The organism is Enterococcus sp. FDAARGOS_375, assembly GCF_002393265.1.
Lineage (GTDB): Bacteria > Bacillota > Bacilli > Lactobacillales > Enterococcaceae > Enterococcus_D > Enterococcus_D innesii.
Genome location: NZ_CP023515.1, coordinates 1669297 through 1693603, shown reverse-complemented (window position 1 = coordinate 1693603; position 24307 = coordinate 1669297). Strand labels below are relative to the sequence as shown.

General features: G+C 45.2%; 21 protein-coding genes. 3 read left to right on the top strand and 18 right to left on the bottom strand.

Going from position 1 to position 24307, the window contains the following annotated elements:
- Window positions 1-13: 13 nt before the first annotated feature.
- The 11 genes from CO692_RS09175 to CO692_RS09125 form a co-directional block, all read right to left on the bottom strand.
- The gene (locus CO692_RS09175; RefSeq protein ID WP_005226849.1) at window positions 14-832 is read right to left on the bottom strand and encodes a purine-nucleoside phosphorylase; all 819 of its coding nucleotides are present in this window, start codon (window positions 830-832) and stop codon (window positions 14-16) included.
- A 10-nt stretch (window positions 833-842) separates the two neighbouring features.
- Window positions 843-2009, bottom strand: a complete 1167-nt coding sequence (gene deoB / locus CO692_RS09170; protein WP_015508806.1) for a phosphopentomutase — start codon at window positions 2007-2009, stop codon at window positions 843-845.
- Window positions 2010-2202: 193 nt separating this feature from the next.
- Window positions 2203-3156, bottom strand: coding sequence for an ABC transporter permease (locus CO692_RS09165; protein WP_005232556.1), 954 nt, complete (start codon window positions 3154-3156; stop codon window positions 2203-2205).
- Window positions 3156-4307: an ABC transporter permease gene (locus CO692_RS09160; RefSeq protein ID WP_005226844.1), complete on the bottom strand. Its 1152-nt coding sequence runs from the start codon at window positions 4305-4307 to the stop codon at window positions 3156-3158. The genes CO692_RS09165 and CO692_RS09160 overlap by 1 nt, the downstream gene beginning before the upstream one ends.
- Window positions 4300-5910: an ABC transporter ATP-binding protein gene (locus CO692_RS09155; protein ID WP_005232559.1), complete on the bottom strand. Its 1611-nt coding sequence runs from the start codon at window positions 5908-5910 to the stop codon at window positions 4300-4302. The genes CO692_RS09160 and CO692_RS09155 overlap by 8 nt, the downstream gene beginning before the upstream one ends.
- Before the next feature lie 137 nt (window positions 5911-6047).
- Window positions 6048-7166, bottom strand: a complete 1119-nt coding sequence (locus CO692_RS09150) for a BMP family lipoprotein (RefSeq protein ID WP_015508805.1) — start codon at window positions 7164-7166, stop codon at window positions 6048-6050.
- A gap of 63 nt (window positions 7167-7229) precedes the next feature.
- Window positions 7230-7628, bottom strand: a complete 399-nt coding sequence (locus CO692_RS09145; protein WP_005226837.1) for a cytidine deaminase — start codon at window positions 7626-7628, stop codon at window positions 7230-7232.
- 46 nt (window positions 7629-7674) lie between these two features.
- Entirely contained in the window at window positions 7675-8337 is a 663-nt protein-coding gene (gene deoC, locus CO692_RS09140; RefSeq protein WP_005226835.1) for a deoxyribose-phosphate aldolase, read from the bottom strand.
- A gap of 13 nt (window positions 8338-8350) precedes the next feature.
- Window positions 8351-9652, bottom strand: a complete 1302-nt coding sequence (locus CO692_RS09135; RefSeq protein WP_034878152.1) for a pyrimidine-nucleoside phosphorylase — start codon at window positions 9650-9652, stop codon at window positions 8351-8353.
- 123 nt (window positions 9653-9775) lie between these two features.
- Window positions 9776-10795 carry a LacI family DNA-binding transcriptional regulator gene (locus tag CO692_RS09130; RefSeq protein WP_096742097.1) on the bottom strand — a complete coding sequence of 340 codons (1020 nt, stop codon included), beginning with the start codon at window positions 10793-10795 and terminating at the stop codon, window positions 9776-9778.
- 249 nt (window positions 10796-11044) lie between these two features.
- On the bottom strand, window positions 11045-11650 hold the full coding sequence (locus tag CO692_RS09125) for a class I SAM-dependent methyltransferase (protein WP_096742096.1): 606 nt from the start codon (window positions 11648-11650) through the stop codon (window positions 11045-11047).
- Between the two features lie 336 nt (window positions 11651-11986).
- Here CO692_RS09125 and coaA point away from each other — a divergent pair, with 336 nt between their 5' ends.
- Complete coding sequence (gene coaA, locus CO692_RS09115; RefSeq protein ID WP_005226828.1) at window positions 11987-12910, top strand: type I pantothenate kinase; 924 nt, start codon at window positions 11987-11989, stop codon at window positions 12908-12910.
- A gap of 80 nt (window positions 12911-12990) precedes the next feature.
- Window positions 12991-14556 carry a glutamine-hydrolyzing GMP synthase gene (guaA, locus tag CO692_RS09110; protein ID WP_074934454.1) on the top strand — a complete coding sequence of 522 codons (1566 nt, stop codon included), beginning with the start codon at window positions 12991-12993 and terminating at the stop codon, window positions 14554-14556.
- A gap of 266 nt (window positions 14557-14822) precedes the next feature.
- On the opposite strand, the gene CO692_RS09105 is transcribed toward guaA, so the two are convergent.
- The 3 genes from CO692_RS09105 to CO692_RS09095 all read right to left on the bottom strand — a co-directional run bounded on the left by CO692_RS09105 (window position 14823) and on the right by CO692_RS09095 (window position 17507).
- Entirely contained in the window at window positions 14823-15632 is an 810-nt protein-coding gene (locus CO692_RS09105; RefSeq protein ID WP_096742095.1) for a PTS system mannose/fructose/sorbose family transporter subunit IID, read from the bottom strand.
- Complete coding sequence (locus CO692_RS09100; protein WP_005226797.1) at window positions 15616-16404, bottom strand: PTS mannose/fructose/sorbose/N-acetylgalactosamine transporter subunit IIC; 789 nt, start codon at window positions 16402-16404, stop codon at window positions 15616-15618. The genes CO692_RS09105 and CO692_RS09100 overlap by 17 nt, the downstream gene beginning before the upstream one ends.
- 140 nt (window positions 16405-16544) lie before the next feature.
- The gene (locus tag CO692_RS09095) at window positions 16545-17507 is read right to left on the bottom strand and encodes a PTS mannose/fructose/sorbose transporter subunit IIAB (protein WP_185946535.1); all 963 of its coding nucleotides are present in this window, start codon (window positions 17505-17507) and stop codon (window positions 16545-16547) included.
- 190 nt (window positions 17508-17697) lie between these two features.
- On the opposite strand from CO692_RS09095, the gene CO692_RS09090 reads away from it, so the two are divergent.
- Window positions 17698-18405, top strand: coding sequence for a GntR family transcriptional regulator (locus tag CO692_RS09090; RefSeq protein WP_060791605.1), 708 nt, complete (start codon window positions 17698-17700; stop codon window positions 18403-18405).
- A 27-nt stretch (window positions 18406-18432) separates the two neighbouring features.
- Here CO692_RS09090 and CO692_RS09085 read toward each other — a convergent pair whose 3' ends face one another.
- The 4 genes from CO692_RS09085 to CO692_RS09070 form a co-directional block, all read right to left on the bottom strand.
- Entirely contained in the window at window positions 18433-20205 is a 1773-nt protein-coding gene (locus CO692_RS09085; protein ID WP_096742093.1) for a glycoside hydrolase family 35 protein, read from the bottom strand.
- Between the two features lie 13 nt (window positions 20206-20218).
- Window positions 20219-21382 carry a glycoside hydrolase family 88 protein gene (locus CO692_RS09080; RefSeq protein WP_096742092.1) on the bottom strand — a complete coding sequence of 388 codons (1164 nt, stop codon included), beginning with the start codon at window positions 21380-21382 and terminating at the stop codon, window positions 20219-20221.
- A gap of 149 nt (window positions 21383-21531) precedes the next feature.
- Window positions 21532-22359: a hypothetical protein gene (locus CO692_RS09075; RefSeq protein WP_096742091.1), complete on the bottom strand. Its 828-nt coding sequence runs from the start codon at window positions 22357-22359 to the stop codon at window positions 21532-21534.
- On the bottom strand, window positions 22334-24100 hold the full coding sequence (locus CO692_RS09070; RefSeq protein WP_096742090.1) for a DUF2264 domain-containing protein: 1767 nt from the start codon (window positions 24098-24100) through the stop codon (window positions 22334-22336). Before CO692_RS09070 ends, CO692_RS09075 begins: the two co-directional genes overlap by 26 nt.
- Window positions 24101-24307: the final 207 nt, after the last annotated feature.

Below are 24307 nucleotides of genomic sequence, written 5' to 3'. Positions count from 1 at the left end.
TTTGGTCTGCTTTTTATAGTACTGCTAACGTTTCTTTGATCAACGCTTTAAATTCTGCCTTGACCCGTTCCGTCGTTTCCACGACTTCTTCATGATTCAAGCTCGCTTGCATACCAGCAGCCAAGTTTGTGATACAAGAAACACCTAAGACTTTCAAGCCACTGTGTACAGCAACGATCACTTCTGGGACAGTCGACATACCGACAGCATCGGCACCGATCGTCCGAGCAAAGCGGATCTCTGCTGGCGTTTCATACGTAGGACCTGAGAAGCCCATATAAACGCCTTCTTTTAAGTGCAATCCTTTTGATGCACCAACTTTTTGTGCCGCTTCTCGATAAGGCAAATGGTAGGCTTGGCTCATATCTGGGAAACGCGGACCCATTTCTTCTTCGTTTTCACCAATCAGTGGGTTATCCCCCATAAAGTTGATTTGATCGGTGATCAACATCAAGTCTCCAGGCTGGAAGCTTTCGTTTACGCCGCCACAGGCATTGGTCACGACTAAAGAGTGAGCTTTCAATGCCGCCATCACACGGACGGGGTAAGTGACCGTCTGCATCGAATGGCCTTCATAATAATGGAATCGTCCTTGCATCGCTAAGACTTTTTTCCCAGCTAATGTTCCATAGACCAATTGTCCTGCATGACCGACCACTGTCGAAACAGGAAAATGCGGGATATCGTTGTAAGGCAACACGATTGGGTTTTCGATCTCATCGGCTAGTTCACCTAAGCCAGATCCTAAAATCAACCCAAATTCCACTTCACCGACGCCGCTTTCTTGGATAAATGCCGTTGTTTCTTGTAATTTCTCATGTAACGTTGTCATTTCATCACCTCTAGTTTAAATGTTGTAAAAAGCTTGTTCCGTTTTCTGTAGCTGAAACACCAAAGTTTTCAGCGATCGTTGCGGAAATATCCGCATAGTAGCCTTGTGGCAATTTGCCTTGGCCTTGGAATTTCTTGCTGTACGCTAATAATGGCACATATTCTCTCGTGTGATCCGTTCCCGTAAAGGTTGGGTCATTGCCGTGGTCAGCTGTGATCAACAACAGATCCTCGTCTCCCATTGCTTCTAAAAGTTCTGGAATACGCAAATCAAAATCTTCAATGGCATGGGCATACCCTACGACATCGCGACGGTGACCATAAAGCGCATCGAAGTCGACCAAGTTCGTAAAGCTTAGACCCGTAAAGTCTTGTTTCATCACCTTCAGTAACTGATCCACACCGTCCATGTTGCTCTTCGTCCGTACAGAATCGGTGATTCCTTGTCCGTTGAAGATATCATTGATCTTCCCAACGGCGATCACGTCTTTTCCAGCTTCTTTCAAGGAATCTAATACTGTATGGCCAAATGGATCGAGTGCGTAGTCATGACGATTGCTCGTACGAGTAAAGTTTCCAGGCTCACCGACATACGGACGCGCGATGATGCGCCCGATCATATATGGCTCATCTTTCGTGATGTCCCGAACGTACTGACAAATACGATACAATTCTTCTAATGGAATGATTTCCTCATGCGCAGCGATCTGCAACACTGGGTCAGCCGAGGTGTAAACGATCAGATCGCCTGTCTTCATTTGATGTTCGCCGAAATCATCAATGACTGCTGTCCCTGAGTACGGCGCATTGCAGACGATTTTACGTCCAGAGAACGCTTCGATCTGTTGCAACAATTCATCGGGAAACCCATCGGGAAATACGCGGAAAGGTTTTTGGATATTCAAGCCCATGATCTCCCAGTGTCCCGTCATCGTATCTTTCCCAACGGAAACTTCTTCCAATTTGGTTGCATACCCATCATGGTCAGCTACCGCCTTCACGCCTTCTAAAGGACGGATCGTCCCTAGGCCTAATTGTTCCAAGTGAGGGATCGTCAAGCCTGCTTCTTTTGCAATATGGCCTAACGTATCTGAACCGACATCACCAAAAGCTGCCGCATCAGGTGCTTCACCAATTCCGACTGAATCCATCACGATCAAGTGTACACGTTTAAACATTCTATTCCCTACTTTCTTTATTTTATGCTTTTACAAGCGGATCTACTACCTCTATCATACTAAACTTAAGCAAAAATTGCGCTGGGTTGCTTTGGAAATTTCCTGATGCGTTCCTTTCACCCAGAGGATAGAAAAAGGGCAGGACACAGCAACACATTCATGTCCCATAGCCCCACCCTTTCATACTGAAAAATTATTTAGATTTAATGTAGTTCTTCCCGTTAGCTTTCGGACCAGCGGCTTTTCCAAGGAAAAGAACGAGCACGATGATCGTCAAGGCATAAGGCGCAGCTTGTAAGTAAACCGCTGGAATGGAAGAGATGATTGGCAGTTGGCCACCTACGATACTGATGTTTTGCGCAAAACCGAAGAAAATCGCAGCTCCCATCGCACCAAGTGGATTCCATTTACCAAAGATCATCGCAGCCATCGAGATAAACCCTTGACCGGCGATCGTTGTCACGGCAAAGCGACCCGCGATCGATTGAGCAAACAAGGCACCGCCCATCCCGCCAAGGAAACCAGAGATCAAGACACCTGAGTAGCGCATCACGTAAACATTGATCCCTAAGGTATCCGCTGCTTGTGGATGCTCACCGACAGAACGAAGACGCAACCCAAAGCGTGTTTTGAAAATCACGAACCACGCGATCACTGAGATCAAAATAGCGAAGTACGCCGGCAAGAATGTTTGATTAAAGAAAATCGGGCCAATGATAGGAATATCTTTAAGAATCGGGAAATTGAAATACCCCAATGTCCGTTGGATGTTATCCGTTTGCCCTTTGTTGTAGATCGCTTTGACTAAGAACACGGCCAAAGCTGGTGCCATCAAGTTCATCACCGTACCACTGATGATATGATCGGCACGGAAGTTGATGGTTGCCACCGCATGCAGCAAGGAGAAAACCACACCGACAAGTCCGCCGACGAGCATCCCTAACCACGGTGTCCACGCACCAAATTGTGACGCAAATTCAATATTGAAAACAATCGAGCTAAAAGCACCCATAACCATGATTCCTTCAAGACCCACGTTAACGATCCCGCTGCGCTCTGAGAACACGCCACCTAGCGCCGTCAAAATCAGAGGAGACGCATAAATCAATGTTTGAGTGACGATCGAAGAAATTAAACTAATATCCATTAGATGGTTCCTCCTTCCTGATCTTGATCGTTTGGTTGGGCTTCAATCTCCTGTACGACCAGCGCTTCTTTTTTGCCGTCAAAGATTTTTGCCAACAAGAAACGAATCACAAAGCTGATCGCTACGAAGAAAATAATAATTGCGATATTGACATCGACTAATTCAGATGGAATACCTGCAAACTGCATGCCTTGTCCACCTAATTTCAAAATACTGAACAAGAGGGCTGAAAGCAAGATTCCGATCGATGAGCCGCTTCCTAACAAGGATACAGCCATACCGTCAAACCCGATGCTCAATGATGACCCTTGAACGAAGAAGTTTTCAAACGTTCCTAGTCCTTGAACGACTCCACCTAATCCAGCAAGCGTTCCAGAGATGATCATGGAGATAATGATCGTCCGTTTGCTGCTCATCCCCGCATATTCAGAAGCGCTTGGGTTCAAGCCCACCGCGCGGATTTCATAACCAAGAGTGGTTTTTTTCATCAAGAACCAAACCAAAACTAAGAAGATCAAGGCTAAGAAGATCCCTAAGTTCAAGCGAGAGTTGCTCGTGATGCTTGCTAGAAACGGCGTCTGCATGGAGGCATTTTCCCCCACCATTTTTGTGACCCCTTTTGTCGTGATCATGGATTCGCTCATCACATTATTGACTAAATGGTTCCCCGTATAAAGCAAGATATAGTTCATCATGATCGTCACGATGACTTCACTTGTTCCAAAGAATGCCCGTAGGAAACCAGGAATCGCAGCTGCGATCGCCCCGCATAAAGCCCCTACGATCACGGCTAATGGCAAGACCACCAACCGAGGCGCATCTGGCATCGCTAGTGCGACCCAGATACTGGCAACCCAACCTGCTAGCGCTTGACCAGAAAGACCGATATTGAAGAATCCGGCTGAGTTTGCAACGGCAAACCCCAGAGCGGTAAAGATCAATGGTCCTGCTGTAACAAAAATCTCACCAATGTTGCGGGCATTTAACCCACCTGTTTGTCCGTTGATAAAAACGGTCCGAAACATTTGTGTATACCCTGTGATTGGGCTGTAGCCGAAGGCCGCCATGATGATCCCGCCAAGGACGAATCCCAACAAGACAGCGATGATCGGCACTAATATATTGCGGATCTTTTCTTTGCGGTTATTCAACCGAACCACCTACTTCCTCCATTTGCAGCTCTCGTCTTGCTTCCTCCAAGGAGTACCCTGCCATCAACAAGCCAAGCTCTTTCTCTGATGTTTCTTTCGGATCAACGACCCCAACGATCTCACCAGCATGAATAACAGCAATGCGGTCTGATACATTCAAAATTTCATCTAATTCAAAGCTGACTAACAACACCGCTTTGAATTTATCCCGCTGTTCAATCAAGCGTTTGTGGATAAATTCGATCGCTCCAACATCCAACCCACGGGTCGGATTGGCAACGATCAATAGATCAGGATCGCGGCTGATTTCTCGTGCGATGATCGCTTTTTGTTGATTCCCGCCGGACAATGCCCGTGCTGGTACGATCTCGTTGACTGTTCGTACGTCAAATTCTTGAATCAAATCACGAGCAAACTCGTTGATCTCTCCGTAATCCAAGACACCTGCATTACTCAAAGGTTTTTTGTAGTAGGTTTGCAAGGCGATGTTTTCTGATAACATCATATCCAAGACAAGTCCGTATTTGTGGCGGTCTTCTGGCACATGACCAACGCCGGCTTCGGTGACTTTCCGAGGCTTGAAGTTAGTGATGTCATCACCATTCAGCAAGACCTTGCCGCTTTCGACTTTCCGTAAACCAGTGATGGCTTGTAACAGCTCTGATTGCCCATTGCCATCGATCCCAGCAATCCCCAATACTTCACCTGCACGTACTTCTAAGCTTAAGTTTTTGACTGCTTCTAAGCCACGGTTTTCTTTTACGACTAAGTTTTCAACAGAAAGCACGACTTCTTTTGGTGACGCTTCTTTCTTCGGTGTCTTGAAGGACACAGAACGACCAACCATCATATCGGCCAACTGTTGCGAGCTGACGTCTTTGACATTGACAGTGCCGATCCCTTGTCCCCGACGGATAACTGTACAACGGTCTGCCACCGCTTTGATCTCATCCAGTTTGTGGGTGATCAAGATGATCGATTTCCCTTCACGCACCAATCCGCGCATGATTTCGATCAGCTCTTCGATTTCTTGCGGTGTCAAAACTGCCGTTGGTTCATCAAAAATCAGTACATCTGCGCCGCGGTAAAGAGTCTTCAAGATCTCTACCCGTTGCTCCATCCCAACAGAGATGTCACGCACATAAGCATCTGGATCAACCGATAAACCATATTGTTCAGAAACTTTTTTGATTTCTTTGCGGGCTTTCTTGCGATCTAACACACCGAGATGATGGGGTTCGCTACCCAAAATGATATTTTCTGTCACAGTAAAGGCGTCTACCAGCATGAAATGCTGATGCACCATCCCGATCCCCAATTTGTTTGCTGCGGTCGGACTCGTGATATTCACTTTTTCACCATTCATCCAGATTTCACCAGATGTTGGTTCCAATAATCCTGACAGCATATTCATCAAGGTCGACTTGCCCGCTCCATTTTCACCAAGCAATGCGTGGATTTCTCCTGGCCTTACTTGCAAGTTGACATCGTCATTGGCTTTGAACGTTCCAAACTCTTTGGTGATATGACGCATTTCTACAACATATTTTTCCTCAGCCAAATTACTCACATCCTTACTTTCTAATTCGCTTATACAAACCATTCGTCATGTCAAAAAAATAATTGCTATTGCTTAGGATGATTACTATCCTCATGAAAACCCGTAGCTTTCATCAACATAGTAATCCAATGACGATCATCTTGCCCTAAACTAGGGCAAGATAACCGAAAAGCACAACTTTATTTTTCAGGTGTTTCTGGTACTTCTACTTTGCCGTCGATCACGTCTTGTTTCGCTGTTTCGATCGCTGCTTTGGCATCATCTGAAAGGAACCCTTCAGTAATGTCTACACCGCCATCTTTCAAGCCGTAAACAATGTGTTCGCCGCCAGGGAAGTTGTCTTCTAACGCACGAGTTGAGATATCTTGTACCGCTGCGCCAACACCTTTCAATGTTGAAGCCAATGTGAAGTTATCTTCTTTGCCGTCAGCAGTTGTGTATTTTCCTTCGTCTTGTTGATCGCTATCCACACCGATGACCCAAACTTTTTTGTCTTCTAGGTCTGCTTCGTTCAATTGTTCATTGATTGCTTTTGCTTCTTGGAAGACACCTGCACCAGTACCACCAGATGCGTGGAAGATTACGTCAACGCCACTTTGGTACATTGAAGCTGCCAATGCTTTCCCTTTAGCAGGATCACCAAATGATGCTGCATATTGAGGATCAACCGTGATTTCTTTGCCTAATTTTTCAGCTGCGTCTTGAACGCCCTTCATGAAACCAGCTTCGAAACGGTCGATAACGACGCCTTCTTCACCACCGATGAAGCCGACTTTGTTTGTTTTGGTTGTATACGCTGCGGCAAAACCAGCTAAGTAAGCTGCTTCGTTATCTTTAAATGTTGCTGAAACGACGTTGTCTTTGCCTTCGATCACATCATCGATGATCCCGAATTGTGTATCAGGGTTTTGGTCAGCTGCTGCTGCGATTGAATCTTTCAATAAGTAACCTACACCGAAAACTGTTTTGAAACCATTTTGAACGGCACCATTTACGTTGGTTGTGTATTCTGAAGCTTCATTTGATTGCACGTAGTCATAACCACCAGCACCGCGAGCGATCCCGTGTTCCTCACCCCATGCTTCTAAGCCTTCCCACGCTGATTGGTTGAATGAACGGTCATCCACCCCACCGATATCGGTAACGATTGCGACACTATGCGCTGCATCAGTCGTACCGTCTGCAGAACCGCCGCCAGTTGAATCAGTTGAACCTGAATTTCCTCCGCCACAAGCACCAAGTAAAGTCAACCCAGCTACTGCAACAATACCTAAACTAAATAATTTTGCTTTTTTCATTGCTGTAAAGCCCCCTAAAAATATAGTTTTTTTCAACAGCCGCATCGACTGAATGAACATGGTTTATAAATCTTTGTTCGTGAAGTAATAAGGCAATAGGCCTTCTACCGTGGTTTCTTTGATGACACCATCATCGCCGACTAAGGTCACCGGCATATCTGGCGCACAAAATTCCACCATGACCTGGCGGCAAGCACCGCAAGGAGAGATCGGTTCTGGCGTATGACCCGCCACAACCAAATGTTGAAACTCTTTTTCGCCTTCAGAAACGGCTTTGAAAAAAGCGGTTCGTTCTGCGCAATTTGTTAAGCCATATGAGGCATTTTCAATGTTGATTCCTTGATATATCGTACCATTTTTGGCAACGAGACAAGCACCGACCGGAAACTTAGAGTACGGCACATACGCTTTATCTAAGGCGGAAACGGCGGTGTCGATCCACTCTTTTTTCGCTATTGTCATTGTCTTCCCCGCTCTTATTTTTATTTTTTGCTACTTGATGCTAGGCCTAGTAGCCAGCACCTGTTGAGCCAGTCACGATAGCAACACTTGCGCTTGTTCCTAAGCGGTTTGCGCCCGCTTCGACCATAGCTGCAGCTTCTGCTTCGTTGTGGATACCACCAGAAGCTTTGACACCCATTTCTGGTCCTACTGTTTCACGCATCAAGCGAACATCTTCAACGACTGCCCCACCAGTTGAAAAGCCAGTTGAGGTTTTCACGAAATCTGCCCCAGCTGCTTTGGCTAATTCACAGGCTTTGACGATTTCTTCGTTGTCTAATAACGCTGTTTCAATGATTACTTTGACAAGCGCTTTGTCTTTGGCCGCTTCAACGACTGCTTCGATGTCTGCTTGAACTTTTTTGTATTGTTTTGATTTCAAGGCACCTACGTTGATTACCATATCGACTTCATCTGCGCCGTTTTTGATCGCATCTGTTGTTTCATAAGCTTTGACCTCAGATGTGTTTGCTCCTAAAGGAAAACCGATCACGGTACAAACAGCCGTTGGTTCGCCTTGTAATTTTTCTGCTGCTAATGAAACCCACGTTGGATTGATGCAGACAGAATAGAAGTGATAGGTTTTTGCCTCTTCGATGATTCGTAAAACATCTTCCTCCGTTGCGTCTGCTTTCAAAATCGTGTGGTCGATCATGCGATTCAATTCCATTTTTATTCGCTCCTTATTCTGTAATAATGTCATGGATCAATGGCGGTTCTGCGCCATCTTCCCCAATTTCAATATTTTGGTCGATCAATGCTTTGACATCCTCGATTGCTTCGGTATTGCTATAGATCGTCAACAGCGATTCTCCTTCAGTTACGGATTCGCCAACTTTCTTATGCAATTTAATACCCACGGCATGGTCGATGTCTTCGTCTTTGGTCTTACGACCCGCTCCTAACATCATCGCCGCGATCCCTAGCTCATTGGCAACTAATTTCGTCACCACGCCACTAGTTTTCGCTGGGACTTCCACTTCATATTTCGCTGTCAAAATCTTGCTCGGGTCATCGATCACTGAAGCGTCTCCACCTTGATCTGTGATCATCTGTCTGAATTTTTCTAACGCTTTGCCTGAATGCAAGGCTTCTTCCAACAGTTGGCGTGCTTCTTCCAATGAATCAGCTTTTTTCGCTAAAACCACCATTTGGCTGCCCAGTGCATAGCACATTTCTTCCAAGTCTTTCGGTCCTTTTCCTTGCAGTGTCTCAATAGCTTCCACCACTTCCAAACTGTTCCCGATCGCTTCCCCTAGAGGTTGTGACATATCAGAAATGACTGCCATCGTTTGGCGATTTGCCAATTTTCCGATACGGACCATCGTTTGGGCTAAGCGTTTGGCATCCTCCAAGTTTTTCATAAAGGCGCCATCGCCTGTGGTTACATCTAACACGATCGCATCGGCACCTGCCGCGATTTTTTTACTCATGATCGAGCTGGCAATCAATGGGATCGAACTAACCGTTGCCGTCACATCTCGTAAGGCATACAGTTTTTTGTCCGCAGGAGCTAAATCTCCTGATTGGCCAATCACGGCCACTTTGCTTTCGTTGACTAATCGGATAAAGTCGGCTTCAGAAAGCTCGATTTTAAATCCAGGGATCGCTTCAAGCTTGTCTAACGTCCCACCAGTATAGCCTAAGCCGCGGCCAGACATTTTCGCAACCGGTACGCCAACACTAGCCACTAATGGCGCTAGGATCAATGTGGTCGTATCACCAACACCGCCAGTCGAATGCTTATCGACTTTGATTCCTTCAATTGAGGATAGGTCGATCACTTCGCCAGAATTTGCCATTGCTAACGTTAAGTTCGTGATCTCTTCATCTGTCATATCTACATAAAAAATAGCCATCAACAAGGCACTCATTTGATAATCTGGAATACTTCCTTCAGTATACGCAGTTACAATGTAGTCAATTTCTTCCTTCGTCAATGACTTGCCGTCACGTTTCTTTTCAATTAAATCCACCATTCGCATCGAAATGACCCTCGCTTCCTTTAACATTATACAATAATTTTTCGTAGGGTAAACCACTTTAGTAAAACAGTTTACTAAATATCGCAAAACTATGAAAACACTTACAAGAAGAAATATACCGCATTATTTCTCGCTTGTCAATGTCTTCACGCTCTCACGAATAATTAATTTTGTATCAAAAATCTTATTTGGAATTCGCCGTGTCGGAAACTCAATGGCGTCCACTAAAAACTTCGCTGCGGTAAAACCGATCTCAAAGGTCGGCTGCATGACCGTGGTAAGCGGTGGTGTGATGTATTCCGATAATTTCAAGGCATCAAAGCCGATCACCGAGTAGTCTTCCGGTACTTTTTTGCCCGCCTCATAAATCGCTTGATAACAGCCGATCGCCATGGCATCGTTGCCGCAGAAGAACGCTGTGATCTCTTTGTACTTCAATAATTCCTTCGTTGCTTCGTACCCACCAGTAACCGTTAATTCAGCATTTTCTACATATCGGCCTTTAAAAGGGATCTGATGATCTTTTAAGGCATGGTGATAGCCATTGAACCGTTCCTCTAATTGATAGTAGCCGGTGATTTCTTTGAGCATCGCAATGTTGCGGTGACCATTCTTGATCAAATAGCTGACGGCTTGGTAGGCCCCTTCGTATTCTTTCACGATCAAACGACCATTGTCCCGCTGATTGATCCCACGATCGACTAAAATAATTGGTCGGTCATCAAAGAACCCGCTCTTCAAGGAATAATCCTCTGGCAGCAAATGCGGCGTCGCTAATAAGATGCCATCTACCGAACGATGAGACAGTTCATTCAAATATTGAACTTCTTTTTCTTGGCTGTGGCGCGAATTGCATAACACTAGCATGTAACCTAGTGGATTGAAATAACTTTCCGCCCCTTCAATGACTTTAGAGAAAAAGAAATCCGTCACATCAGGCACGATCATTCCGATCGTTTTTGAATGGCGGTTGATAAGATTCGAAGCAAAAAAATCCGGCTTATAGTGATATTTATTTACGATATCTAAGACCCGCTTTCGGGTTTCTTCACTAAACCGGCTGCCTTTATTGTTTAGGATCTGCGACACGGTCGTGACAGAGACGCCAGCCATTTCAGCAATCTGTTTAATCGTCAATTTCATCTGCTTCTCTCCTCTCTTGCCTAAAGTGTAGCAAATTTTTCTCAAAAAAAATAGCACACTTTCAACAAGTGTGCGACTTTCTTTTTCGTTGATCAAAAATAGCCTGACGATACAGACAGGTGATTAACCAACGCTGCGATTGCTTGAAAGGCTGCTGACAACAGGCTTTTTGAGAAACCAACTGCCCAGTTGCTGCTAACCAACACTTGCCTTGGCGATGCCTTTGATCTGTTGAGAATCAAAGAGCAGCTACGCTTCTTTTACGCTTTGAATGATGTAATAGCCTTTGTCTTTTTTGATGATTTCAGCATTGCCAAAGGTCTCTTGCATTTTCTTTTGAGCACTCGGCGCCCCTTGTTTCTTTTGGATCACGATCGTTAAAGTTCCCCCTGTTTTTAGTAGCGGAAACGCCCCTGTCAAAATCTCATGGACGACTTCTTTTCCTGCCCGAATCGGTGGATTGCTGAGGATCGCCGCATAAGCAGGTTGATTTAATTGGGCATAGATATTGGATTGATGGATATCTACCTGTTCAATGCCGTTTCGCTGGGCATTGCCTTTTGCCAAATCCACTGCCCGCTGATTGATATCGATCATCTCGACAGGCCGCTGACTTGCATAAGCCAACGCTAAACCAACAGGACCATAGCCACACCCAACGTCTAGCAGGCTTCCTTCTGGCAGCTCCGCCCACTCAAACGCATCGATCAGCACCCGCGAGCCGTAGTCCACCGTGTCACGGGAAAACACCCCGCTATCTGTCACAAAATGAAAGTTCTTTCCTCTTAATTCAAACGACCACTGTTCAAAATCATGGGCCGTATCAGGATTTTCTGTATAGTAATGATTACTCATGTTTATGCTCCTTTCTTCTATTCCCTCTTCGCCTGTTTTTTCTACTGGCTTCTACTGGTTTTTCCTTGTTTCTTCTATTAGAACGAGTGAACGTAGTGAAAACACCAGTAAAAAAGCCGTGCAAGATTTGCCTGCTGCTTCTTTCTAATCATACCGAAAAACAGCCAGAAGTAAACGCCCAGCAAAAAAAACAACGAAAAAACAGTTTTTTGTTGTTTCTGCAAAGGAAATCATGTCTTTTTTCCAAGTTCCGCGGGTTTCTATGGTAAAATACTTTCGAACAGTGGCCTATCGCTTCTAAGAGAAACCGATGATGCCGCAAAAAAGGAGCCTACTATGCAAGAAACCATGAATTTTTATCAAATTCCTCGTGAGCAATGGCAAGGGTTTTATACGAACGGCATGATGCCTTTCACTCAAGAAGAATTGGATAATATCAAAAGTTTGAACGACCGGATCTCGGTCCAAGATGTGGAAGATGTTTACGTGCCTTTATGCCATCTGATCCATCTTTATATGAAAGAGTTTGAATCATTGACCCTCAGCAAGGGACTCTTTTTACACCGCTACGTCAAAATGCCGCCGTTTATCATCGGCATCGCCGGAAGTGTCGCCGTCGGCAAAAGCACCACCGCACGGCTCGTCCAAAATTTGTTGGCCCGTTTGTTTCCCCGCAGAACCGTCCAACTGATCACCACTGACGGCTTTTTGTACCCGAACGAAGTCTTGGAGGAACGCGGCAGCTTGAATCGCAAAGGATTTCCAGAAAGTTATGACATGGAAGCCTTGATCAACTTTTTGAATGCGGTCAAGTCAGGAGAACCAGACATTCAGATCCCCGTCTACTCCCATGAAGTCTACAATATTATTCCTGATACGTATGAAACGATCAGTCAACCAGATATCTTGATCGTGGAAGGCATCAATACCCTGCAGCTGCCTGCCAACCAACAAATCTATATCAGTGACTTTTTTGATTTTTCAATTTTCGTGGATGCCCAACCAGCACTGATCGAAAAATGGTATTTGGAAAGATTTGAATCATTACTAGACACTGCCTTTCAAGATCCCAGCAATTATTATTACCAATATGCGATCGGGGATCGCAAGGAAGCGATTAAAATGGCAAAAGAAGTATGGAAAAATGTGAATTTAAAGAATTTACACGAGTATATCTTGCCTACACGCAGCAGAGCCGATATAATTCTTCATAAAACAAAGCACCATTTGATCGATGAAGTGTTCTTGCGCAAGTATTGACCGCTTCATTTTTATAATTATGCTGTTGAAAAGGCCCAGCCTTTTTTCAATAAAAACTAAAAGAATTGAGGTAATTTATTGTGACAAACGTTGACACTTTGCCAAACGTCGAAAAAATTATCGTACTTGATTACGGTAGTCAGTACAACCAGCTGATTACACGCCGTATTCGTGAGTTCGGTGTTTTCTCAGAATTATTGAGCCACCGCATTACCGCTGAAGAAGTAAAAGCGATGAATCCAAAAGGAATCATCTTATCTGGCGGACCAAACAGCGTCTACGACGAGAACTCTTTCGGCATCGACGAGAAAATTTTTGATTTAGGCATCCCAGTTTTAGGGATCTGTTACGGCATGCAGTTGATTACTTATAAATTAGGCGGAACAGTTGAACCTGCCAAAAACCGTGAATACGGCAAAGCAGAATTGGAAGTCACTTCTGATGCAGCGGCCCTTTTCCAAAACACGCCCGCAACCCAAACCGTGTGGATGAGCCACGGGGATTTGGTCACTCAAGCACCTGCAGGCTTTGATGTCGTGGCAACGAGCAAAGATTGTCCGATCGCTTCTATCCAAGATGCCGAGCGCAAAATGTACGGTATCCAATTCCACGCAGAAGTTCGCCATTCAGAATACGGCAACGACTTATTGCGTCACTTTGCCATTGACGTCTGTCAATGTACAGGTGATTGGACAATGGACAACTTCATCGATATGGAAATCGCAAAAATCCGCGAACAAGTGGGCGACAAAAAAGTCTTGCTTGGTCTTTCAGGCGGGGTCGATTCTTCTGTCGTTGGTGTTCTTTTACAAAAAGCGATCGGCGATCAACTGACTTGTATTTTTGTTGACCACGGACTCTTGCGTAAAGGCGAAGCCGAGCAAGTAATGGAAAGCTTAGGCGGCAAGTTCGGCTTGAACATCATCAAAGTTGATGCCAAAGAACGTTTCCTATCGAAACTTGCGGGGGTTTCTGATCCTGAAGAAAAACGCAAGATCATCGGAAATGAATTCGTGTACGTCTTCGATGATGAAGCAACCAAACTAGCTGGCGAAGAAGGCGTTTCTTTCCTTGCCCAAGGAACCCTTTATACCGACGTCATCGAATCAGGAACTGAGACTGCTCAAACCATCAAATCACACCACAATGTGGGTGGTTTACCTGAAGACATGCAATTCAAATTGATCGAACCATTGAACACCTTGTTCAAAGACGAAGTCCGTGAATTAGGGACCCAACTTGGCATGCCAGACAGCATCGTATGGCGCCAACCATTCCCTGGACCAGGTCTAGGCATTCGTGTCCTTGGCGAATTGACAGAAGAAAAACTAACGATCGTCCGCGACTCAGACGCAATCTTGCGGGAAGAAATCGCAAATGCCGGCTTAGACCGCGACATTTGGCAATACTTCACCGTCTTACCAGGCATCCGCTCCGTCGGTGTCATGGGTGATGGCCGGACCTACGATTATACCGTCGGCATCCGTGCAGTCACTTCAATCGATGGCATGACCGCTGACTTTGCCCGCATCCCATGGGAAGTCCTACAAAAAATCAGCGTCCGCATCGTCAACGAAGTCGCACACGTCAACCGGATCGTGTACGATATTACGAGCAAACCACCTGCTACTGTGGAGTGGGAATAATCTTCAAAAAGACAGAACCCCTCTGTATCAAGGGTTTCTGTCTTTTTTTATTTTGATTCTGTCCAATAGATATTCAATACACATCAAAATATTAGTAGACGAGCAAAAAGGGAATGACCAATTTTATTTTTTTCTATGTTTCCGATTGAATTAAATTCTTTACGAGTAAAAACGTATAAATTATTTTATAAAAAAAGAGTGCGGAAAAATATTCCACACTCTTTTTATATTTACATATTCTTATCTATCAGTTGTTACTGCTAATCCTAACCCAAAATACCAAACGCACTCAAAACGATCGACAAGATCAAGATGATCCAAATTACTCGAGTGGAATTTAGTTTCTTTTGGCCTAACATCCAGTAGGTCAGCAAGACGAGCAAGATAGATACAAGGGATGGCAAGATGGCATCCAACGTGTCTTGGATCACTAATTCGACGCCGTCTTTTTTATAGAAAAAAGGAACAGTTGCTTTAACCACAGAGGGAATCAAGGCACCAATCACTGTGACCCCTAAAACGGTTGCGGCATTGGTGAAGGCAGATAATTTGTCTTTCAAGGTCGTCACTAATTTGACCCCTTGTTTGTAACCTAGGGGAAGCAACGCTGCCCGACCAAAAAGTAACGCGATGTTGGCGATGATCCAGATGACACAACCAACGACGGAACCGTTTTGTGCCAATGTGCCAGTAACAGAACCAAAGATCGTTCCCCAAATCACGTGGAACAAGGAGTCACCGACACCGGCTAAGGAACCCATCAAGGCCGTTTTCAAGGCGATGATCGTTTCTTTGGCTTTGTGTCCGTCTTGTTCTTCAATCGCGACATCGATCCCCATGATCAAGTTCCCAAAGATCGCATTAGTATTAAAAAACTGATTATGGGTTCGCAGCATATCTTGCAGCTGGGTTTCATCATGGCCATAGAATTTTTTCAAGACGGGCAGGATGCCGTAAAGGTAGCCTGAACTCATCATTCGCTCATAGTTCCAGTTTAATTGGCTTGCCAAAATATAGCGCCAGCTAATGGTATTCAGCTCTTTTTTTGTCAGTTTTTGATCACTCATCGCCATCATATCCTCCTTCAAAATCTCCGGCAGCTGCCGTTGCAACCGTGCCTTTTTCGCTATCACGTTTAAAGACTAACATTGCTGCTACGAGCCCAATGATGGAAACGCCGAGCATTGGGACTTGCAGATACGCAGCTAAAAAGAAGCCTAATAACAAATAAGGAATGTAGTGCTTTGTTGGCAAGTAGCGCAATAAGATCGCTACCCCGACGACTGGCAAGACGCCACCAGCGGTTTTTAGTCCAGTCATTAGCCATTCTGGTGTGTTATCGGTAATCGTCGTAACGACTGCATCTCCAGCTAAAAGCATCAATAAAATCGGAATCGCCCGTGACAATCCCCACAAGAAAGAACCCGATAAAACTAACCGTGGGATTCGTTTAACTTGCATGTTGTCGATGGCTCTATCGATCCGGTGTAGTAGAAATACGTTACAAAAACGAGCCACGACATCCAGTTGCAGCATCAGCAAGGACACTGGAACTGCTAAGCCGATGCCATATTCCGCGCCGTTTCCTGAGATCACGGCAAACGCTGTTCCCAGTACTGCGCCGGTAAAATAATCCGGGACGGATGCACCACCAAATGCGGCGATCCCCAAACGCATCAACTGTAAGGTACCACCGACCATCAAACCGGTCTTTAAGTCCCCCATGATCATTCCAGAAATCATTCCGGCGATCGCTGGTTGGGTCAACGTATTGGAAATAAGTGAATCATTAATAGCAATAAAAGCATAAACAGTAATAAGAATGATTTGATACGCTGCTAAATGCATGAATTTTCCTCCTAATTGTATGAACGAGTCTTAACTGGCTGGTTATCGATCGTTATGTCGCCTCAGATAAATTGTGAAAAATACTCGTTTTTTGACAAATCTTCCGCTACATATTCTCCTCGATTCAATCCCTGCCTGGTTTATCCTCGTAATTTCTTCATAAAGTCGATCGATGGTTCATTGGATACAAGCTGTGCCGTGACGGTGATGCCTTTTGCGGCGATCGCTTCAAAGATTGGTTCTTCTTCTGGCAGCACTTGAATACTTTTGGTTACTTCCCGTGCACCATCTTTGTAGCTCATGTTGCCGACGTTGATCGCTTTGATCGGTCCATCTGCTTCAATATAACGCAAAACATCTTGGGGATTTTTGAAAAGCAAAAACAACCGTTGCTTGCCATAACGACCGGCACGAATATTTTTGGCTGCCGTTGCCACTGGAAGGACGGAAAGTCGCATCGAAGTTGGCGCTGCCATTCGTAAAGAAGATTTTTGTAATGGGTCTGCGGCGGCTTCATCATTGGCCACGATGATCCGTTGCGTGTTTAAACTGGTGGACCAGATACCGGCGACTTGTCCATGGATCAAGCGCTCATCGATCCGACTATTGACGATATTTTCTTGCCCAGCATACGCACTGTAATCCCCTAATTCCTCTTGCTTTTCTTCTAAAATTTCTTGTTCTGCTTGGTTCATCCCTGCTTTGACATCAACGATGTTTTCTTTGGCTAAGCAAAGCAGCTCTTTGATCGTCGCTCGTTGATTGACGACTGCCTCGATCACTACGGACAATGTCATTCCAGCGAAAATCGCCACTTCGTCATCCTCTAAATAATTCTTGACTGCAACGTTGCACGGGGTTCCTCCTAATAGATCCGCAATAATCAATGTTGAACCGTTAAGGGCTTTCATTTTCTCGTTCAATTCTTTCTCAAATTGCAGATTGTCACTATCTGGTCGTAATGAAACGGTGTGAACGTTTGCTTGCTGGCCTACGATCATCTCCAGACTGCTTTTGACCCCTTCTGCCATGCCGCCATGACTGATCAATACAATGTTTTCCACTAATTTCCCTCCTACTCCGCAGGTCGCCCCACTTAACATGTTATGTTTCTTGTAAGCATACTATACCACATGGCAAGCTATTCGTAAACCTAATATATTAACATATTGAATTTTATTTTTCAGGCCTATACAGACTGGAAAACAACGAATTTTCTACACTAATTAAGTGGCAGGAAAGGATTTAACATGTTATGCTTGATGTATTCATATGGAATGGAGGGAAACCACTGTGTTGCCAAAGTATGAGCAGATCAAGCAAGATCTTTTACAAGAAATCAAAGACCATAAATTCATTCCTGGGGATAAGTTTTATTCAGAGGCGGATATCAAGCGGATGTATTCTGTTAGTTCGATCACGGCAGTCAAAGCGTTGAATGAATTGACGAGTGCTGGCTATCTGTATCGCATCCAAGGCAAAGGGACCTTTGTTTCAAAAGCAAAAGTATCTCAGAGTGTGAAGTTTTCCGACATTGAGCTGCATTCACTGGACCAAGAAAAGGTCAAGGTCCTTGCGGTGGAAGAAGGAAATGACCCAGAGATTTTGAAAGAATTAGGATTGGCTGCCAGTGCTTCCTACTACCGAATCAAACGAGTCCGCTATTTTGGCGACGTTCCTTTCTTGGTTCACATCACTCATTTGCCGAAGAAGCTGATGAAAGAACCGATCGCCAAAAACCTCAACCGATATGCTAGTGTTTATGAGCGGGTCCGAAAAGACTTTGCGATCGACCTTTTCTCATTGGCATCTGTTGAAACCAACGAAATCGTCTTTCCTGATGACGCTGAATTGTTGAACTTATTGCAACTGAGCTTCCGAGAGCCTGCGGTCAAACAAGTCAAGCACTCCTATTTGGCAGATGGAAGTGTCGCTGAATACATCGTCAGCTACAAGCACTGGAAATATTTCAAAACAAAAATAGAAGTAGAGCCCGCGTAAATTTGGGTCTCTACTTCTATTTTTTTATTACACGACAGGTTGATCACAGAAAACGAGTTCCTTGATCTCAACGCCATCGGTTTCAAATACCACGACTTCGTTGCTGCCTTTTTTCAAAAATTCTTTTGGACAGTATAAGGAATGCACGGGGCCACGTTGCCAATAGCGACCAAGATTGATGCCATTGACGATAACGACGCCTTTGCCATACCCACGGCAATCGATAAACGTATCTCCTACCTCTGTCAGCCTGAAGGTCGTTTGATAAAAGGAGGGGTGTGTCGGATTTTTTCCTGCTTGATAATCGATGTCTTGCAGCTGCTCTGCGGAAAGCGTCACTGGGTAATGACGATAGCCTTGGTGGAAATGAATATCTTGCATGATGCCCCCACGGATGCCTTTGGCTTGTGTAGGCCCATTCAATTTAAACCCGTAGTTCACGCGCCCTAAGTTTTCAACTAAGACATCTAGCTCGATGGTTTCTTTATCTGGTGCCCCTTGGATCAATAGCTCCTCGCCTAGCGTCTCTTGGTATTGGATCGCCTGTAATTGGCCGTCGGTAAAAATATGCAGCCGATCGCTAGCTTCTACCACTTTTAATTTGTTTTCTCGATGATAGTTTTTTAACTGAACCGAATAGAGCAAATAGCCGTAGCCTGTACTGGCAGCTTCCATTGTTAGTGGATACATGTTTTCTTGCGGTGCCATCAGCTGATCTTTGATGGCCAATAACGAGACACTGTTTTCGATGGGAAAGGTTCCTAATGCCGCTAATTGCTTGGTCCGTGGTTTGGCTTGCCACACTTCGGGACAGGCTTCTTTTATGGCTTTTTGTACCTGATAGTATTTGTCGGTAGGTTCTCCTGCTTCTGTCAGTAAAGCATCGTAATCATAGCTGGACACTTGTGGTAGATCCAGCGCCCCCCGAGCCGAACAGCCATTGGAAAAACCAAAGTTCGTGCCTCCATGGAACATGTAAAGATTCAAGGAACCGACTGCTAACATCTCTTTGACTTCATTGGCTAAGTCTTGACCGTCTCGCTTGATGATCGGCTCGCCCCAGCGGTTGAACCAGCCATCCCAATATTCCATGCACATGATGGGCCAGTTTTTGCCATGTTTTGCCATAAACTCTTTCATCACAGCCGCATTTTCCTTGGAACGACTGCCGAAATTTCCTGTGACAAAGACGTCGTCTTCAATCAATGTCCCAGCGTCCAAGACTTCTTCCCATGCCCCATCTGAAGTAAACAAGGGTACATCGATGCCGCATTCTTCCATCAACTCTTTGGTCTGGCGCAAATATGCTTTTTCCATTCCATAAGAGCCATACTCATTTTCCACCTGCATCATGATCACTGGTCCCCCATGGGTGATCTGCAACGGCACAAGCTTTGGGAGCAAGACCTGGAAATAGTTACGCACCTTTGCCATGAAGCGTGGGTCGGTTGAGCGCAACCGCATCGGTTCGTTTAACAGCCAAGCTGGCAACCCGCCAAATTCCCATTCAGCACAAATGTAGACGGAAGGCCGCAAAATGACCATCAAGCTTAGCGCTTGGGCTTGCTTTACAAAAGCACAGATGTCTTTCATTCCTTCAAAGTCGTAGACTCCTTCACGAGGTTCGTGGAGATTCCAAGGAATGTAGGTCTCAACTGTGTTGGCTCCCAGTGCTTTTAGATTGTAGAGGCTATCTGTCCATTGCGCCGGTGTCATGCGGAAATAATGGATCGCTCCGCTGATCAATTTGATTGGTTTTCCATCTAACAAAAAATCTTCTTTTATCTCAAACGTTCGCATGTCGTCTTCCCCTTTACCAGTATCTTTGCCAATTAGGCAATGCCAATCGGATCAATCCTTCTAAATAGAAATAGTCTCCCCAAAGATTGGGTTCATCGATGCCTTTGCCTTCCGCATGAGCATACACACCATGCAGCAATAAGCCTTCATTTTCTGGCACTTGGCTCACTGCATACTGCTCGCCTAATTGGTAAAGCATCCCTTTAGCGATTTTTTGGGCATCAGGATATGCCTCCATTTTCTCTGCTTCCAACAAGCCACAAGCCGCGATCGCTAAAGCTGAGCTGTCTTTTTCAGCAGGATGTTGGTCGTTAAAATCAAAGTCCCAATACGGCACCAAATCTGCTGGCAAATGAGCCAAAAATACCTCCACGATCTGCGGATAATTTTCTGGAAAAGGCTGACTATGCAGGTAGCTTTCATTCAAAGGAAGCCCTAAAATCGCCCAGCTTTGCCCTCGTGCCCAAATCGATTGGTCGCTGTTTCCTTGATGCGTCGCACCGTGACTTGGCTGCCCCGTTTCAGGATCGAAATAATACGTATGAAAGGTGGTGGCGTCATTTTTGATGACGGTATTTCGGACTGTCTGATAATGCTTACTCGCGGCCTCTGCATAGCGAGTCTTTCCCGACAATTGGGTTGCTGCAAATAAAAGCGGCAAGTTCAGTAGCGAATCAATAATCAAGCGGTATTCTTGTGGGTCGCCATAAGTGCCCCAAGCTTGAATAAATTCCCCCTTTTCTTGAAACCGTGCCAACAAAACATCTGCTGCTTGAATGACTTCTTGCTTGCAGTGTTCATCGCCAGTGATCTTGTAGCCCGCACCGGCGGATAAGCTATATAAAAATCCAATATCATGATGATCTAATACAAAATGGTCGTCTAAGCGCGTTTGAAAACTGTCGATATTCTCCATAGCTCGAGTCAAAAAGTTCTTTTCTTTGGTCCACTCATAGGCGAGCCACAACATCCCCGTCCAAAAGCCATTGGTCCAATCATCGTTGCCTTTCAGCCGATATTTGCCATTGGTGGCACAGGCTGAAGGAAACTGTGTGCCAAAGCGCTGACTATTTTTTTCGATCTGTTGGATGCACGCGGTGATTTTATCCGCTAACCACACATCGGTCACTTTTTCTCCTAACAGGATCAAGCGTTGTTTGTTCTCTTGCAGACGCATGTTTATCCTCTACTTAACTTGTTAACATATTAACTGAAATCATTATAACGTAAACGCACTAAAAAAGCGACCTTCCTTCGTTGATTCCTATAAAAAGAGCATGACAGCTGCCCACAAATGCAGACCTTTCATGCTCTTGTCCTCTTTTTTTAACAGTTCCAACCAAATACTTCGATTTGTGTAAGAGCTGGAAACGGGGAATCATCCTCTGCTTTTTGCAGCTCTTTATAGGTCAGCTTAGTCGTTTCTTTTTTCGGAAAACGAACTTCTTGAAAAGACGCCGTATTTGTCGTTTCCACCACCAGCTCTTCTCCATCAGCAAAGACCAAGGTCCCTTTGGTCCAATAGCTATCATGGGGATAATCTGCCCGCAATAGGAAGCGAACCCGATCAATCAAGACGGGACGACCAAACTCAATGGTCAATGCAGCATCGGCTTGCTGATTGATGCCCCAAGAAGCAAACGGATACGAACCGTGGGATCGGTTGCCATATTTTCCATCGATCGCATTCTTGGCAAAAAAGACGGAATCATCTCGCGTCTCCACATTCGCTGAAGCATGAGGATACGCCCCTGTCGCTGACTTTTGATCATGGGCATTGAAGGATAAATTTTGATAATTCGTGATCTCAAATTCATGGGCTTTACGCACCATCAGGTGATGGCGCTGCGAGGCAAAGGCCGTTTCCACCGAGGACTTTCGATGAGATTCCGTCCAAGGAATCTGATACTCCCAAGTGGATTGGGAAAGATAGATCAGTGATGGTGCTAAGGTTTCATCAAGCTGAAGGACATAATACGGATTTTCCCCTGTCACCTCAACGACGATCTTATCTCCTTCCTCATAGAGATAGTTTTTAATGGCTAATACGGCCAAATCATCATCAGAAACTTGAAATGGCGCGGGTTCTTTTTCATGGTCGATGCGACCGACGATCACCTGGTCCTGCTTATTTTTTATTGCTAGCGTAATCATTTGGATCGCTCCTTTCTTTTTCTACGATACCACCGACTAAACAAATCAAACGGTGCTTCCCTGGCAGGATATGTTGTGCTAAGTATGGAAAACTGGTTCTTGGAAAAAAGACGGAGGTATTGGCTTCTGGCTGAACAATACTGGCTTGTTGATAGCCTTTGATGTTGATGATTTGAGAACAAAAGCCTTCTTCACTGACTCGACTCCAGGTCGGTCCTGTTTGGGCCTGAGGCAACCGTCCTGTCAGCGGTACACTAAATCCGCCCTCACGAAGGTCCAACGAAATCGTCGTCGTCAACTCGTGCACGCGCACATGCCACTGACCAAAGGGATAAATCTCAGTTTCAATCACTACCTCCTCAAAGGGCGCCCATTGGTAAAAGACCCCTTTTTCCGTCACTCGATAATCCCTGACTGCGCCCTTCGTGCGAAAATAGCTGCCATCTCGAGCAATAGCTAATGTGCTATCGAAGGCGCCTTCGGCATACGTGACGCCAGCTTTCGGCACACTGAAACCAAGTTTGCTCGAATAGACGAATTTGCTGTATTTTGCTTGAGCATGGGCTTGCTGTTCAAGCATCAAGCCTGCAGGATACCCCAGCAGATGATGGCTTTTTTCATTGTGCACCAGCAACATATTGCCTTTTTCAATCCGTTTTTGCGGCACTCTTTTGATTGGCTCAGGTTCAGCCCGCCAAAAAGGATGCGTTTCTGCGACCGCTAAAATCAAAAAGGTTTTCAGCCCCCAATAAGGCGAGCCTGGTGCATTATACCCTTCTGCCATCACATGATTTTCATAGTGGTACCCGATGGACAAGCGACCATCGAAAGTGAAAATCTCCTGTGCCATCCAATTGCGCAAGTGCTTCGCCAGTAGTCCTCGCACCTGTCCCCATGGGATCGCTTCGACGTCTGCGAAAACCAGTGCCGAGAAAAACGTCCCTTGCGCAAACCGATAAGTCAGGCTGCGGCCATAGGGCAAGGCTTCGCCGTCTTCATCAAAATAATAGACGAAGTCTTGCGCAAATAGCGTGGCTCGCTCTTTAAAACGCTGCGCCCATTCTGGATCTTCGTCTTGCATAAATGTAGCGTAAATCAAGCCGTAATAATGAAATGCAAAAGGAATGTAGTAATCTCGTTGCGTGGTTTTCCCATCTACATACCAACCATCGCCAACGTACATGGAATCGATCAATGCCAACTCTTGGGACAATTCTTCTTTTGCCAACGGTTCCCCACAGTGAAACAAGGCAACGCGTATCAACACTTTGAAGAATGTCCAGTTGTTCTTAGGAATCTTGCACTCAAGTGCTTGGGAAAGCCAAGCCACTAGCTTTCGCTGGTTCTTCTGCGGCAACGCTGTCCAAAAAGCGTCCTTTTGCAACAATAGGGTCAATGACAATGCGGCTGTTTCCACGATGTATTGATCATAATCCGTGATCCTTCCCCAGTAAAATGCGTGTTCAGGATCTGTCCCCGCTATCACTTTTTCCACATAAGCTGCTCGTAATGGATCATCTGGGCAACCCCCCCAATAAGGCGCCAGCCCCCACAAAGGACGCACAAGCGCTTCCATCTCAGCCCGTGTTCGGTCATACACGGCCCCACTGCTACCTAGATTCAATCCTGGATAGTCATCTGCCAAGATCGCTGCTTGCAAAGGAGCGATCATGTCTTCCAATGCCCGCTGATAATCCAGACGCGTCAAAAACGGATTCTCTTTGATTGCCATTTGCTTCATACGCCACCTCCTTCTGTCAATTTACAGAACAGAATAGCAAGCCACGGCTTTTTTATCAAGCGATCTTCTACTGGCAATACTGCTGAAAAATGAGAAAAGATTTCGAGGGATTTTTGACTTAACCTGTTAACAAAAAAAGAGGAATTGAAGCTATGGGAAAGTGATTGGAGAAATGGTGAAAGTTAACTTAGATAAAATGAGGAATAT

Bases quoted from the DNA above. Each gene is read 5' to 3' on its own strand.
- CO692_RS09175 (WP_005226849.1), bottom strand. From the start codon at position 832: ATGACAACGTTACATGAGAAATTACAAGAAACAACGGCATTTATCCAA.
- deoB (WP_015508806.1), bottom strand. From the start codon at position 2,009: ATGTTTAAACGTGTACACTTGATCGTGATGGATTCAGTCGGAATTGGT.
- CO692_RS09165 (WP_005232556.1), bottom strand. From the start codon at position 3,156: ATGGATATTAGTTTAATTTCTTCGATCGTCACTCAAACATTGATTTAT.
- CO692_RS09155 (WP_005232559.1), bottom strand. From the start codon at position 5,910: ATGGTTTGTATAAGCGAATTAGAAAGTAAGGATGTGAGTAATTTGGCT.
- CO692_RS09150 (WP_015508805.1), bottom strand. From the start codon at position 7,166: ATGAAAAAAGCAAAATTATTTAGTTTAGGTATTGTTGCAGTAGCTGGG.
- CO692_RS09145 (WP_005226837.1), bottom strand. From the start codon at position 7,628: ATGACAATAGCGAAAAAAGAGTGGATCGACACCGCCGTTTCCGCCTTA.
- deoC (WP_005226835.1), bottom strand. From the start codon at position 8,337: ATGGAATTGAATCGCATGATCGACCACACGATTTTGAAAGCAGACGCA.
- CO692_RS09135 (WP_034878152.1), bottom strand. From the start codon at position 9,652: ATGCGAATGGTGGATTTAATTGAAAAGAAACGTGACGGCAAGTCATTG.
- CO692_RS09130 (WP_096742097.1), bottom strand. From the start codon at position 10,795: ATGAAATTGACGATTAAACAGATTGCTGAAATGGCTGGCGTCTCTGTC.
- CO692_RS09125 (WP_096742096.1), bottom strand. From the start codon at position 11,650: ATGAGTAATCATTACTATACAGAAAATCCTGATACGGCCCATGATTTT.
- coaA (WP_005226828.1), top strand. From the start codon at position 11,987: ATGCAAGAAACCATGAATTTTTATCAAATTCCTCGTGAGCAATGGCAA.
- CO692_RS09105 (WP_096742095.1), bottom strand. From the start codon at position 15,632: ATGATGGCGATGAGTGATCAAAAACTGACAAAAAAAGAGCTGAATACC.
- CO692_RS09100 (WP_005226797.1), bottom strand. From the start codon at position 16,404: ATGCATTTAGCAGCGTATCAAATCATTCTTATTACTGTTTATGCTTTT.
- CO692_RS09095 (WP_185946535.1), bottom strand. From the start codon at position 17,507: ATGTTAAGTGGGGCGACCTGCGGAGTAGGAGGGAAATTAGTGGAAAAC.
- CO692_RS09085 (WP_096742093.1), bottom strand. From the start codon at position 20,205: ATGCGAACGTTTGAGATAAAAGAAGATTTTTTGTTAGATGGAAAACCA.
- CO692_RS09080 (WP_096742092.1), bottom strand. From the start codon at position 21,382: ATGCGTCTGCAAGAGAACAAACAACGCTTGATCCTGTTAGGAGAAAAA.
- CO692_RS09075 (WP_096742091.1), bottom strand. From the start codon at position 22,359: ATGATTACGCTAGCAATAAAAAATAAGCAGGACCAGGTGATCGTCGGT.
- CO692_RS09070 (WP_096742090.1), bottom strand. From the start codon at position 24,100: ATGAAGCAAATGGCAATCAAAGAGAATCCGTTTTTGACGCGTCTGGAT.